The organism is Bowmanella dokdonensis (assembly GCF_017254865.1).
Taxonomy (GTDB): Bacteria; Pseudomonadota; Gammaproteobacteria; order Enterobacterales; family Alteromonadaceae; genus Bowmanella; species Bowmanella dokdonensis.
This window is the reverse complement of sequence record NZ_JAFKCV010000006.1, coordinates 102,855-116,053: the sequence shown is the minus strand read 5'-3', so window position 1 is coordinate 116,053 and position 13,199 is coordinate 102,855. Positions and strand designations below refer to the sequence as shown.

13 protein-coding genes are annotated in these 13,199 nt (G+C 57.1%); 6 read left to right on the top strand and 7 right to left on the bottom strand.

The genetic code is table 11. The features are described 5' to 3' along the window. The first annotated feature begins 1 nt into the window (after nucleotide 1). Entirely contained in the window at nucleotides 2-1,213 is a 1,212-nt protein-coding gene (locus J0A66_RS12380) for an amidohydrolase (RefSeq protein ID WP_439098870.1), read from the top strand. 60 nt (nucleotides 1,214-1,273) lie between these two features. Here the strand turns inward: J0A66_RS12380 and J0A66_RS12375 are convergent, their stop codons facing one another. Beyond that, nucleotides 1,274-2,518, bottom strand: coding sequence for a malic enzyme-like NAD(P)-binding protein (locus tag J0A66_RS12375; RefSeq protein WP_206574132.1), 1,245 nt, complete (start codon nucleotides 2,516-2,518; stop codon nucleotides 1,274-1,276). 714 nt (nucleotides 2,519-3,232) lie between these two features. Here J0A66_RS12375 and J0A66_RS12370 point away from each other — a divergent pair. Continuing rightward, nucleotides 3,233-4,039 (top strand): trypsin-like serine protease, encoded by an 807-nt coding sequence (locus J0A66_RS12370; RefSeq protein WP_206574131.1) that lies wholly within the window; start codon nucleotides 3,233-3,235, stop codon nucleotides 4,037-4,039. 394 nt (nucleotides 4,040-4,433) lie between these two features. Here J0A66_RS12370 and rpmE read toward each other — a convergent pair whose 3' ends face one another. Next, nucleotides 4,434-4,646 (bottom strand): 50S ribosomal protein L31, encoded by a 213-nt coding sequence (rpmE, locus tag J0A66_RS12365; protein WP_206574130.1) that lies wholly within the window; start codon nucleotides 4,644-4,646, stop codon nucleotides 4,434-4,436. Between the two features lie 206 nt (nucleotides 4,647-4,852). On the opposite strand from rpmE, the gene priA reads away from it, so the two are divergent. The 3 genes from priA to J0A66_RS12350 all read left to right on the top strand — a co-directional run bounded on the left by priA (nucleotide 4,853) and on the right by J0A66_RS12350 (nucleotide 8,708). Next, entirely contained in the window at nucleotides 4,853-7,045 is a 2,193-nt protein-coding gene (priA, locus tag J0A66_RS12360; protein ID WP_206574129.1) for a primosomal protein N', read from the top strand. A 119-nt stretch (nucleotides 7,046-7,164) separates the two neighbouring features. After that, the gene (locus J0A66_RS12355) at nucleotides 7,165-7,698 is read left to right on the top strand and encodes an SPOR domain-containing protein (protein WP_206574128.1); all 534 of its coding nucleotides are present in this window, start codon (nucleotides 7,165-7,167) and stop codon (nucleotides 7,696-7,698) included. A 35-nt stretch (nucleotides 7,699-7,733) separates the two neighbouring features. Beyond that, a complete protein-coding gene (locus J0A66_RS12350) occupies nucleotides 7,734-8,708 on the top strand; it encodes a quinone oxidoreductase family protein (protein WP_206574127.1) in 975 nt (324 codons plus the stop codon). Here the strand turns inward: J0A66_RS12350 and J0A66_RS12345 are convergent. The 5 genes from J0A66_RS12345 to J0A66_RS12330 form a co-directional block, all read right to left on the bottom strand. Then, a complete protein-coding gene (locus tag J0A66_RS12345; protein WP_206574126.1) occupies nucleotides 8,700-9,575 on the bottom strand; it encodes a glycerophosphodiester phosphodiesterase family protein in 876 nt (291 codons plus the stop codon). The two genes, J0A66_RS12350 and J0A66_RS12345, sit on opposite strands and share 9 nt — an antisense overlap. Beyond that, the gene (locus tag J0A66_RS12340) at nucleotides 9,572-9,946 is read right to left on the bottom strand and encodes a DUF4870 family protein (RefSeq protein WP_206574125.1); all 375 of its coding nucleotides are present in this window, start codon (nucleotides 9,944-9,946) and stop codon (nucleotides 9,572-9,574) included. Before J0A66_RS12340 ends, J0A66_RS12345 begins: the two co-directional genes overlap by 4 nt. Before the next feature lie 68 nt (nucleotides 9,947-10,014). Next, nucleotides 10,015-10,137, bottom strand: coding sequence for a hypothetical protein (locus J0A66_RS23590; RefSeq protein WP_277603553.1), 123 nt, complete (start codon nucleotides 10,135-10,137; stop codon nucleotides 10,015-10,017). A gap of 7 nt (nucleotides 10,138-10,144) precedes the next feature. Beyond that, nucleotides 10,145-10,843 carry a pirin family protein gene (locus J0A66_RS12335; RefSeq protein WP_206574124.1) on the bottom strand — a complete coding sequence of 233 codons (699 nt, stop codon included), beginning with the start codon at nucleotides 10,841-10,843 and terminating at the stop codon, nucleotides 10,145-10,147. A 95-nt stretch (nucleotides 10,844-10,938) separates the two neighbouring features. Next, complete coding sequence (locus J0A66_RS12330) at nucleotides 10,939-11,847, bottom strand: LysR family transcriptional regulator (protein WP_206574123.1); 909 nt, start codon at nucleotides 11,845-11,847, stop codon at nucleotides 10,939-10,941. A 119-nt stretch (nucleotides 11,848-11,966) separates the two neighbouring features. On the opposite strand from J0A66_RS12330, the gene egtB reads away from it, so the two are divergent. Next, nucleotides 11,967-13,196 carry an ergothioneine biosynthesis protein EgtB gene (gene egtB, locus J0A66_RS12325; RefSeq protein ID WP_206574122.1) on the top strand — a complete coding sequence of 410 codons (1,230 nt, stop codon included), beginning with the start codon at nucleotides 11,967-11,969 and terminating at the stop codon, nucleotides 13,194-13,196. Nucleotides 13,197-13,199 lie beyond the last annotated feature (3 nt).

The following is a 13,199-nucleotide window of genomic DNA, read 5'->3' as shown; positions in this document are numbered from 1 at the left end:
GATGGCCGATCAGATCGAACCAAAGGTCATCGAATGGCGACGCCATTTCCATCAACATCCCGAGCTGTCCAACCGCGAATTCGAAACTGCCAAATATATTGAAAAGTACCTGCGAGGCCTGGGGCTTGAGGTGCAAACCGGTATTGCCCGTACCGGGGTGGTAGCGGTGTTGGATTCGGGCAAGCCGGGCCCGGTGGTGGCACTGCGGGCGGATATGGATGGCTTGCCGGTGCCCGAGCAGAACGACCTGCCATTTCGCTCCAGGGCAAAGGGGGAATACAATGGTAATGAAGTGCCGGTCATGCATGCCTGCGGTCACGATACCCATATGGCCATGCTGATGGGGGCTGCCAAAATCCTAACCGACATGAAGTCAGAGCTGACCGGCAAGGTCAAGTTTATCTTCCAGCCGGCCGAGGAAGGGGCTCCAGCCGGTGAGACAGGCGGGGCCGAAGTCATGGTACAGGAAGGAGTCATGAAGGGCGTGGACACCGTCTTCGGCCTGCATATCAGCTCGGATACGGACGTCGGTGTAGTGGAATACCGTCATGGCGGCATTATGGCTGCGGTCGATCCCTTCAAGATCGTTATTAAGGGCAAACAGGCCCACGGCGCCTACCCCTGGCTGAGCGTGGATCCTGTCACCACTGCGGCCCAGGTAATCATGGGCCTGCAGACCATCGTCAGCCGTGAGCTGCCGCTGGTGGATGATGCGGCGGTGATTACGGTGGGCTCTATCCATGGCGGTAACCGTTCCAATATCATTCCCAGCGAAGTGGAACTGGTGGGCACCATACGTACCCTGGACGAAGACATGCGTGAAGATCTGCATGCCGCGGTACACCGTAAAGCCAAGGGCATTGCCGACAGTATGCGTGCCGAAGCCGAAGTGACTTTGCCGCTGGATTACAGTTACCCTGTGACGTACAACGATCCTGCCCTGATGGACAAGATGTTGCCAACCCTGAAGCGTACCGCTGGTGAGGAAAACGTGGAGGAAGTGAAGGCGGTGACCGGCGCCGAGGATTTCTCTTTCTTCCAGAAGGAAGTGCCGGGTCTGTATCTGTTTGTCGGTGGTAAGCCCCTGGACCTGCCCAAGGAAGAAGCCCCACCCCACCATACCCCTGACTTCAAAATTGACGAGTCAGGGATGAAACTGGGGGTGAAGCTGCTGACTAACCTGACACTGGATTATATGAAGCTGCATAAGTGACAGGTAACTCGTGACAAGTGACGAGGGACAAGTAACAAAGTCCCTCAACCCTTACTCAGATCACTCCATATACCCGGGCGGCAGCTCTTCCAGTGCCGCCACCCCTGAATCGATGGCGGCCTGGGCCACAGCCCTGGCCACCCGCTGGCACAGGCGGGGATCCATGGGTTTGGGGATAATATACTCACGGCCGAAGTTCAGCTCCTTGACATCGGCGGCCCGGAGCACGGTGTCCGGTACGGGCTCCCTGGCGATATTACGGATGGCATCCACCGCCGCCACTTTCATCTCATCATTGATGGCCGAGGCCCTCACATCCAGCGCGCCGCGGAAGATAAAGGGGAAACAGAGTACATTGTTGACCTGATTGGGGTAGTCGGAACGACCGGTAGCCATAATCAGATCGTCGCGTACCGCATGGGCCAACTCGGGACGGATTTCCGGATCCGGATTGGAGCAGGCGAAGACCACAGGATTGGGCGCCATCAGCTTCAGGGCTTCCGGCGGCAGCACGTCCGGGCCGGAGACGCCGACAAACACATCCGCTTCCTCCATCACATCTTCCAGGGTGCGCTTGTCGGTGTTATTGGCAAACAACTGTTTATGGGGAGTCAGATCGTCGCGACGTGTATGAATCACCCCTTTGCGGTCCAGCATATAGATGCGCTCACGCTGAGCGCCGCATTTAATCAAGAGCTCCATACAGGCCACGGCAGCGGCACCGGCGCCCATACAGACGATGGTGACGTCGTGCAGTTTCTTACCCTGGATTTCCAGCGCATTAAGCATGCCGGCAGCGGTGACGATGGCGGTGCCATGCTGGTCGTCATGGAAGACCGGTACTTTGCAGCGCTTGATCAGTTCCTGCTCTATCTCAAAACACTCGGGAGCTTTGATATCTTCCAGGTTGATACCGCCGAAGGTGTCGGCGATATTGGCCACCGTGGTGATAAAGTCCTCTGTGGTGCGGTGCTTCACCTCGATATCGATGGCGTCCAGGCCGGCGAAGCGCTTAAACAGTAAGGCCTTGCCTTCCATCACGGGCTTGGAGGCCAGTGGGCCGAGATTACCCAGGCCGAGGATGGCGGTGCCGTTGGAAATCACCGCTACCATATTGCCTTTGCCGGTGTACAGATAAGCCGCATCAGGGTTGGCGGCAATCTCCTTGACGGGTTCGGCCACGCCGGGGCTGTAGGCCAGGGCCAGATCGCCGACGCTTTCGGCCGGCTTGGTGAGTTCGATACTGATCTTCCCGGGGACGGGTTTGGCGTGGTAGTCCAGTGCTTTTTGACGAAAATCGGCCATGATTGCCTCTGATTGAGTTGGGTACGGGTAACGGGTTCTGGTTATTATGATCCCTGGCCGGGATTCTTGTTATTTTGGGCGGGCAATGTAACACGGCCCATAAGCCTAACATATCAGATCAGAAGTGCCCGGTGCAGCGCCAATTTGCTCTATAAAAAAACCAGTCTGAATAAGGGCTTAGGGTAGGTGAGTAATTATGCAAGATGGCCGAAAGTCTATCCGGCGGCAAGCTGGCCAAGGCTGAATTAATCAGACAAATTGGGGATAAACCGTCTGGGTAATCATGCAGTTGAAGGAATTTTCTTTGAATGGCGATTTTTATCCTGGCCGTATTTCAGGATCTCTGATTAAAGCGCCCAGAGGTATGTGGAATCAAATAAAGAAGATAAAAGGCAGCGCCGGATCGGCCTTCGAAGACACGTCATGCATCCTTCCATGGAGGCTTCACTCCGACATCCTTTTCTCTACCTGTAAGTAAGTGGTTTGCAGGCAGATGGCCTGCTTGGGAAGACGGCTGCTGAAACTTGTCTCTGCACCTGTTCTGCCACCTGAAATAACCGATGGCGACCACCACAAGCTATCAGAAGATTGCAGCCTACCGCCAACCGGGGCATAGTATTGCCAATCCACGCAATCGGATCCCCATAGCCCGCTAGCGGCGGCCCAACAAGGAAGATTAACCGGCCCTTGTGAAGAGGGTCAAAGGAAAGATAAATGCCCCGAGTTTTGCTTTGCACCCTGTTGGTACTCTCTTTCAGCGTAAGCGCCATCGTCATTCGACATGACGTTAACGATTCAAAGTATCGAATTCAGACTACAGAGTTTCCGGCACTTGCTGACATGCCTGGTGAGGGGCATGGCGTATTAATTGCGCCGCAATGGGTTGTTACTGCTGCTCATGCGGTCACATGGCAAGATGAAATCAAACAAATTATGGTAGGCGGTACATCCAGAGCTGTTGAGCGTATTGAGATACATCCCGGTTATAAAGCGCCGCCGAAACAGCTACTCGAGCAAGCGCTGGCGACCTGGGATTGGACGCTTTTCAGGGTTCTGCTCGCATCGTCGGATGATATCGCTCTGGTGAAATTAGCTAAGCCCATCCCCGATGTCGCACCTGTGTCTGTTTTTAGTGGTAATCGCGAATTTGGACAAACCGTTAAGGTTATCGGAAAAGGCGCTACAGGCAATGGTGCGAGTGGTTATGGATTCAGCGATCCCCATCGTACAGAACTTCGTCGTGCTTACAATAAGGTTACGAGCGCGGATGGCCGATGGCTCTGCTATCTGTTTGACAACTCGGTGGATGCCTTACCTCTTGAAGGAGGATCGGGAAATGGCGATAGTGGTGGACCAGTTTTGATTGAGGATAAAACGGGATGGCTGTTAGCTGGTTTGACTTCTTGGACGGATCTGCAAAGTACCAACAGAACGCCAGGGCGATACGGCCAAGTCACTTGTAATGTTCGGTTAAGTCATTATCAAAAATGGATACAAGGTGTTATAGCGGAGCAGCCGTAATGACGGCTAACAAATGCCAGTGCACTGCGCCTTTGGCGCTCGACTCGCAACAAGTTGCCGGTATGACGGGCGTTAAATGCCATAAGTATAAACAAGCAAGGATTGCCAATCGCGGCTCTGCGGAAAGTAACTGCTTCTGGCGCCCGGCCGATTTCCTGTCTCTCACCTGTCATAAGGTGAAGAGCGAACTTTCATGAGCCACCGCTTTCCAGGTGGTCTAAATGCAAAGCCGAAGGGTTTAACGTGTTGAGGAATGATCGGAAGGCATTGTCTCACCTAAAGATCTTTCTCTGCGCCTAAGCCTGAGAAACTGTTCAGTGGCCTGGAGTCGCAGCGGCAGAAAACAGACACAAAAAAGGCGCCGTAGCGCCTTTTCTCAAACAAGCATTGCTGCTTATTTCTTGGCCAGTACGCCGAAACGCTTGTTGAAGCGATCAACACGGCCGCCGGTGTCAACGTTACGCTGCTTACCGGTGTAGAAAGGGTGACACTCTGAACATACGTCCAGGAAGATGTCTTTTTTCAGGGTGGAGCGAACAGCAATTTTGTTGCCGCAAGAGCAGGTGGCTGTCACTTCCTGGTAGTCTGGGTGGATACCTTGTTTCATGGGTTACCTCATCAACAGGCCGTATCGCTCTCCAATCCAAAGCCTTGCTGGCCTCGACTGGCACCATACGTGAATTACTAATAATGGCGGCTTGCCGCCGGGAGGCGCGCATATTAATGTATCCCCCCTGGCGATTCAAGCAGTGTTTGCCGAATTATTCACCAGAAACCCGACATCCGCACCCTGCATAAATCCGAAAAGGTCAGATGAATCAGTTGTTTGCCCAAGTTGCACTGCCCGTTCCCATGCGCAGCCTGTTTGATTATCAGGTGCCGTCCTCCCTGCAGTGCAGTATTGCCCTGGGGATGCGGGTGTTGGTGCCCTTCGGCCGGCGCAAGCTGGTGGGGGTGGTGCTGGGGTTGAGCCCTGACACTGAGCTGGCCGCAGAAAAGATCAAGACGCTGGAAACTCTGCTGGATGATGCTTGTGTGCTGAGCGATCTCACCCTGGAATGGCTGAACTGGGCCAGTCAGTACTATCAACATCCCCTTGGGGAGGTCATCCATACGGCATTGCCGGTCAGCCTGCGTAAGGGGCAACCCGCGGTACGCCAGCAAAAGGCCTGGCAACTGACTGATGCTGGGCGCGACACCGAACCTGCCAGCCTGAATCGATCCCCCCGGCAAAGAGCTCTGCTGGAAAGACTGGCCAGCGCTCCCCAGCCACATGCCCTGTTGTTACAGGATTTTACCTCCTCCCTGATAAAGAAACTGACCGAAAAAGGCCTGGTGGAAGAGACATACCTCGAACACCTCCCGGACCCGGACTGGCCGGCCCGGATTGAGCTTGCGGACAAACCTAAGTCTAATCTGGAGCAGTCCCTGGCGGTGACGGCCATTGCCCATGGCAGTGACAGGTACAGTTGTTTTCTGCTTGAAGGGGTAACGGGATCCGGTAAGACGGAAGTCTATCTGCAGGCCATTGAGCCGCTGCTGGCCGAAGGCAAACAGGTACTGATCCTGGTGCCGGAGATCGGCCTGACCCCGCAGACGGTGCAGCGTTTCGAACTCAGATTTGGCCTGCCCGTGGGGGTGCTGCACTCGGGCCTGACCGACAATGAGCGCATGCTGGTCTGGCAGCAGGCCAGGGAGGGGGAACTGGGCATCATCATCGGTACCCGCTCGGCAATTTTTACGCCGCTGCAATCCCCCGGCATGATCATAGTGGATGAAGAACACGACAGTTCCTACAAGCAGCAGGACGGCTGGCGCTACCACGCCCGGGACATGGCCGTGGTGCGCGCCAGGCTTGAAGGCATTCCCCTGCTGCTGGGCAGTGCCACCCCCTCACTGGAAAGCCTGAACAATGCCCTGAGTGGAAAATACCAGCATCTGAGCCTGAAAAGCCGCGCCGGGGGGGCCCAGGCCGTGCGTCATCAGCTATTGGATCTAAAGGGTCAGAAGCTGGAATTTGGTCTGGCGACGGCCATGCAGCAACGGATCCGCCAGCACCTTCAGGCCGGACACCAGGTCATGCTGTTTATCAACCGGCGCGGCTATGCGCCTGCCCTGATTTGTCATCAGTGCGGCCATGTGGAGGAATGTCGTCGCTGTGACCGAAGCTATACCCTGCACCGCAGCCTGAACAAGTTACAGTGTCATCACTGTGGCGACGCTAAAACAGTGCCGCCCCACTGTACCCAATGCGGTCATGTGGGCCTGCAACCCGTGGGCCTGGGCACCGAGCAACTGGAACAGGGATTGAGCAGCCTGTTTCCCGGTATCAGCACAGTGCGCATCGACAGCGACTCGGCCAGAGGTAAGGACAAACTGCACAGCCTGCTGGATGAGATTAACCAGGGCGCCCATCAGTTGCTGATTGGCACCCAGATCCTGGCCAAGGGCCATCATTTTCCCAATGTATCGCTGGTGGTGATACTGGATGTGGATGGCGCCCTGTACAGCGCTGATTACAGAGCGGCGGAGAAACTGGCCCAGTTGATCACTCAGGTGGCCGGCCGGGCAGGCCGGGCCCATATCCAGGGAGAACTCTGGTTGCAGACTCATCATCCCCAGCATCCCCTGTTGCAGGATCTGCTGCATAACGGCTATCAGCATTTTGCACGGCTTGCCCTGCAGGAACGCCGCTTCGCCGCCCTGCCTCCGTTCAGCTACCAGGCACTGTTTCGCAGCGAGGCCAACGAGGCCAGACAGGCCCATGAATTCCTGATGCAAGTCAAAGGCCTCCTTGCCGGCAGGCAGGGCCTGACCAGCATAGGCCCGCTGCCGGCCCTGATGGAAAAACGCCAGGGGCGCTACCGGATGCAGTTGCTGCTGCAGTCGGAACATCGCACCGGCATCCAGCAGCATCTGCATGGCCTGATGAGTCAGATCGAGAAACTGCCCCTGGCAGGCAAGGTGCGCTGGTCGTTGGACCTGGATCCGCAGGATTTCACCTGAATCCATTGTCCTTACCAGCACAATAGGTAGAATCTGTCGTTCCGATGCCGACAACAACAGCCCGCTGAAGGGCAATACGCTAAGAGCATCGTGCATTCATCTAATCAGAGCGCTGACTTATGGCACAGAAAGACTATGTTTCCCGCGGCCGGGCCCCCAAGGCTCCGCCACCCAAGCCTCCCTTACCCTGGCTTCGAATTATTATCACCCTGGCATTGCTGGGTGGGTTTGCCTTCTTCCTCTGGACCATTAAGGACAGTGCGGAGTCGGCCGATCCCCAGGGGGCAGCCCAGCAACAACCCTCCGGCAAGCCTCAACCGCTGCCCAAACCGCCGGAAGAAAAGTGGGAATTTATCGAAGTACTGCCCAATCAGACTGTGGAGGTGGACGTGCCCGACGCTCAGGATGACGGTATCCGCTGGCTGATGCAGTGCGGTTCGTTCAGAAATCCCAGCCAGGCGGAGGAAATGCGTGCCAGGATTGCTTTTGTCGGCCTGGAATCCCAGGTTCGTCCCAGCGACGGCAGCAACGGCCGCTGGTACCGGGTCATCCTCGGTCCCTATGAGCGCAAGCGCGAGGCCGAGAAGGATCGCCATGCCATTCGCGATACCGGTATTACCACCTGCCAGATCTGGAACTGGAACCTCGACTAGACTAGGTCTGTTAGTCAGCAATCAGGGAGCGACAAATGAATCAGCGAGTCCGGATAAACACCACAGGCGGGCCAGAGGTGATGCAACTGATACAGGATGAGCCGCAGCGGCCCGGGCCTGATCAGGTGCTGCTGCGCCAGTATGCCGTTGGCCTTAACTATATCGATGTGTATTTTCGCACCGGACTGTATCCCCAGGCACTGCCCGGCGGGCTGGGGCTGGAAGGAGCGGGTATTGTTGAGGCGGTCGGGGACAATGTGCGCGAATTCCAGGCTGGGGACAGAGTGGCCTATGCCGGCGGCCCCACCGGTGCCTACGCTACCTACCGCCTCATTCCCGCCTCTGTGCTGGTCAGGCTGCCGGATGCCATCGATTTTGAAACCGCTGCTGCAGTGATGCTAAAGGGACTGACGGTGGCTTATCTGTTTCACCGCACCTATGCGCTCAAACCTGGCCAGACCATGGTTTTCCATGCCGCCGCCGGCGGGGTTGGCCTGATTGCCTGTCAGTGGGCCAGGGCCCTGGGGGTGAAGATGATCGGCACCGCCGGTTCGGAGAAGAAGGTGGCCATGGCCCGGGAGCATGGCTGCTGGGAAGTGATCAATTACAATGCCCAGAATTTTGTCAGCCGTGTGCGTGAACTGACTGACGGACAGGGCGTACCCGTGGTATATGACAGTGTCGGCAAGGCCACCTTCACCGGATCACTGGACTGTCTGGCGCCGTTGGGGCTGATGGTTTCCTTCGGTAACGCCTCCGGGGCAGTGGAGGATTTTTCCCTGCTCGATCTGAGTAAAAGGGGCTCTTTGTTTGTCACCCGCCCCCGGCTGTTCGATTATGTGGCCAGCCGGGAGGCCTTGAATGCCCTCAGCGGCCTGCTGTTTGAGCAATTACTCAGCGGCGGCCTCGAGGCGCAGGTAGGCCGGCGTTATGCCCTGTCTGATATCCAGCAGGCGCACCGGGATCTGGAAGGCAGGGAACTCACCGGTTCGGCCATCCTGCTACCCTGACACCCGGCCTTTGAGGCGGATAAGGCGATCAGGAAAGTCGGTGACGATGCCGTCCACGCCTATCTCTATCAGCTCTGCCATCTCATCCGTTTCATTGATGGTCCAGACCTGGACCCGGATGCCACGCCGGTGGGCCGCCTTGACCAGCGAGGGCGTGACCACGTCAATTGCCCCTGAGTGCACCGGCACCTGCATCGCCAGGCCGTGGACCGGCAGCAGGTGTGACAGGCCTATTTTATCCAGTAACACAAACCAGGTAATTTCACTTTTGGTCATGGCGCTGGCCACCTGCGGACAGGTCTGGCGGAAGGCCTTGAGCGCCTTGTCATGAAAAGAGGCCACCATCACCTGGCTTTGCAGCCCGAACTGATTGATCAACGCACAGAGGTCGCCGGCGATCCGTTCCGAATCCGGTTTAATCTCGATCAGGAACCGGGCATCTGGCAGTGCGGTAAAGAGTTCCTCCAGGGCTGGAATGCGGATGCCCTGTTCCCGGAATGGATAGGCCTCACCCTGACTGTGCCAGTACCCGGCATCCAGACGCTTGAGTTCTTCCAGGGTCAGCAGGCGGATCTGGCCGGAGCCGTTGGTGGTGGCATCTACCGTGTCATCGTGGCGGACCACCAGAATGCCTTCACTGGTGGCATGGATATCCAGCTCAATGGCGTCGGCGCCGAGCGTGGCGGAAAACTGGGCGGCCTCAAGGGTATTTTTGGGCCGCAGGCCCTGACCCGCCCCGTGGGCAATGACCTCAAAGCCCTGTCCGGCATAGTAGGGATGCGGACCTATCCGGTTCACCGGGCCCAGCCAGTACAGCAGGCCGATCAGGCCCAGGCCGCCCAGCATCCATAGCCAAAGACTGCTCACAACACCTCTGCGTCGTTGTAGGGCTTGTTCGACGTCAGCCTGGCCAGGCCCTTGACGATCCGGTAGATAACCCACAGCCAGACGGCAAACAGAACGGCATAGCCCACCAGGACTATGGCCAGCACTAAGCCCACAATGCCAAGGCCAAGCGCCCACCAGAAGGTGGTGGTGATATTCTCGTAGTGATCGGCAAACCGGCTTTGTCTGGCCTCCGCGCGCTTGACCATGGCCCAGAAGACGCCGATAAACCAGAAAATACCGGTAAACAGCCCGGCAGCCATTAAACAATAAGCGATCAGGGCATTGGTCTTGGCCGCCTCGTCATAGGCCGACAAGGGGGAACTGTCTGTCTGCGGTTGTTGTTCTGTCATGTTAGCTCCGGGTTACTGACTGAATCTTATATCAATTCGGCGCAAAGGCTAGCCATAGTCAAGCATGGCTAGCCCATTAGCAATTTGACTCCCATGATGAACAACAGCCCATGCAGCGCGGTCAGAAAGCGCCCCGGCTCGATAAGGTTACGCAGCCAGATGCCCAGGCTGAGCGGATCCGGGGTCCACACAGTCTGCTCAGGCGCCCTGTCCGGGCAGATCGAACCACAGAGCCTGCACCGCCTCGATAGCTGTCAGCTCCAGCCCCTCAGCCCGGGTCAGGCCTATCCCATCGCCGCCCTCAAAGGTCTGGTCCGCCACCTGGATCTTGCCGCTGAGTAGGTGCAGGTATCCGTTGCGACTGCCTACTTCCAACCGGATTTCTTCGCCGGGCACAAGGGCCAGCCTGGACAAGACCGCATCCTGGCGAATTGACAGCGTCCCATTGCGGCCGTCCGGTGTGACCAGCTCGGTGAGGCTGCCTGTCTGTTCGATGGTGGCCTGCTGGTAGCCGGGTTTGACGCCCCGGACATTGGGCTGGATCCAGATCTGCAGGAAATGCACCGGGTCCGTTCTGGACGCATTGTACTCCGAATGCATGATGCCGCTGCCGGCGCTCATCAACTGCACATCGCCGGCCGGAATGATGAACTCATTGCCTGTGCTGTCTTTATGCTCAAGGGCTCCTTCCAGTACATAGGAAATGATTTCCATATCCCGGTGGCCATGAGTGTCAAAGCCGGCGCCGCCCCGCACCCGGTCGTCGTTGATCACCCGCAGGGCGGACAGACCCATATGGGCGGGATCGTAGTACTGGCCGAACGAAAAGCTGTGACGACTGTCCAGCCAGCCAAAGTTGGCCCGGCCACGGGATTGTGCATGTCGGATATAGTCCATGATGTGCTCCTGATTAAGTCTGATACTGAACAGGGCAACTATAGAAAAGACATATTCGAATTAAAATTAGATATATTCCCGCTTCATGTTCTTTTTTATCGAATTAAATCCTCTGCAGTAGGCAAGTGCTGGGATCGATAACGAAGCTCACCAATAAAGGTTCTGGCCGCCGGGCCCAGTCTGTCGCCATCGGCAAAAGACAGGAACAACCTGGCCGTGCGCTTACCGCCTTGTTCCAGTGGAAGGGCCCTGAGCGTCTCCTGCCGGAGCTGTCCGGCAATGCCGGGGGTAGGCAGCCAGGCGTAGCCGAAGCCTTTGCTGATCATATCGATGGAGGTGCGCATATGGCTGACCGTCCAGCGTTGGTTGGCGCCCAACCAGCCTTCATCCTTACGATGGTCATTGGCTGAATCCCGCACGACAATTTGGCGGTGTGATTTAAGATCCTCAAAGGTCAGCGCATGCTCCTGTTGGTGCAGTGCATGGGAAGGGTGCGCAACCGCCAGGAACTCAATATTGCAGAGTTCCTCATTAAAGCCGTTGCTGAGCTCCAGGGGGGAAATGGCTATATCCACCCGGGCGCTTTCCAGCAGTTCCCTGGCGCCACTGAGCACCGTTTCCATCAGCTCGATACGCAGTAAGGGAAACTGGGAAGAGACGGTATCCAGTACTTTGTAGAGCAGTTCCTGGGGGAAGACTTCGTCTACGGCTATCTTCAACTGGGTCTCCGTTCCGGCACCCAAACCGGTCGCCACCGCTTCCAGTTTGGCCGCCTCGTCCAGCAGGTAGTTGGCTCGCCGTAACATCAACTCCCCCGCTTCAGTCAGCCTGACCCGCCGCCCCTGGACCCTGAGCAGCTTGATACCCAGGGCATCTTCCAGTTTCTGCACCGCATGGTGAATGGTGGACTGGCTTTTATGGATGGCGTCCCCCGCCTGACTGAAGCCGCCATGCTCCACTACGGCGCGGAACATCCGCCACTGTCCCAGGGTTGTTTTTAGCATGGGTCCTTTCCTTCTTGTTCGCCTTGTCACCGGGATGACATTTTTTCCCTTGTATTATACTTGGTGTTTATCTGTTCCCGGGATCAGGGAGAAGAAAATGACCGATAAAGGGAGAGGCCATGTCTGAAACCCCATTGCAGAAGGCGTATCAGCATACCAGAGCGCTGAGCGAAGAACTGGTCAGCGGGCTGTCCGAAGCCGATGCCCAGATCCAGTCCATGGAGGATGCCAGCCCCGCCAAGTGGCATCTGGCCCATACCAGTTGGTTCTTCGAGACCCTGGTGCTGGCCAGACAGCCAGGCTACCGTCCCTTCCATCCTCAGTTTAATTACTTGTTTAATTCCTATTACCAGGGGATCGGCGCCCAGTACGCCAGGCCGCAACGGGGCCTGCTGTCCCGTCCTTCGCTGGAGGAGATTCTGCAGTATCGCCGGCATGTGGATTGTCACATGGCCGGGGTCCTCAGTGGCGATCAGGGCGTCCAACTGGCACCGATTATCGAGCTGGGCATCCATCATGAACAGCAACACCAGGAGCTGTTGCTGATGGATATCAAGCACGCTTTTTTCCACAACCCCCTGTATCCCGCATACAGTATTAGGGCGCTGCCCGAACCCGCACCCCAGTCAGAGCTGCGCTGGCTGGACGTTGACGAAGGCCTGTATTCCATCGGCCATGACGGCAATGGCTTTGCTTTTGACAATGAACAGCCGCGACACCAGCAGTACCTGCAAACATTCAAGCTGGCTTCCCGACTGGTGACCAACGGCGAGTACCGCCAGTTTATCCGGGACGGCGGCTACGACAATCCCCTGCTGTGGTTGTCGGATGGCTGGGCCTGGCGCCAGCGGAGCGGGCGTACCACCCCCCTGTATTGGTTGCAGACGGAGCAGGGCTGGCAGGAATTTACCCTGCATGGGTGCCAGCCCCTGGAGGACAACAGGCCACTGGTGCATCTGACCTATTATGAGGCCCAGGCCTTCGCCCAGTGGGCGGGCTGCCGGTTGCCCTTCGAAGCCGAATGGGAAGCCGCCGCCACTGACACTGCAGCCGGCGGACAGTTTCTCGATCTTAATCATCTTCACCCCATCACCAGAGTTGGACGGGATAGCCCATTGTCTGGCTCCGTCTGGCAGTGGACCCAAAGCGCCTACGGGCCCTATCCCGGCTTTAAGCCTTTTGAGGGTGAGGCGGCCGAGTACAACGGCAAGTTCATGTGCAATCAACTGGTGCTGAGGGGCGGTGCCTGTGTGACGCCCGCCAGCCACTTCAGAATCAGCTACCGGAACTTTTTCTATCCCCATCAGGCCTGGCAGTTCTGTGGTATCAGACTGGCCAAATCAGCATAAGGA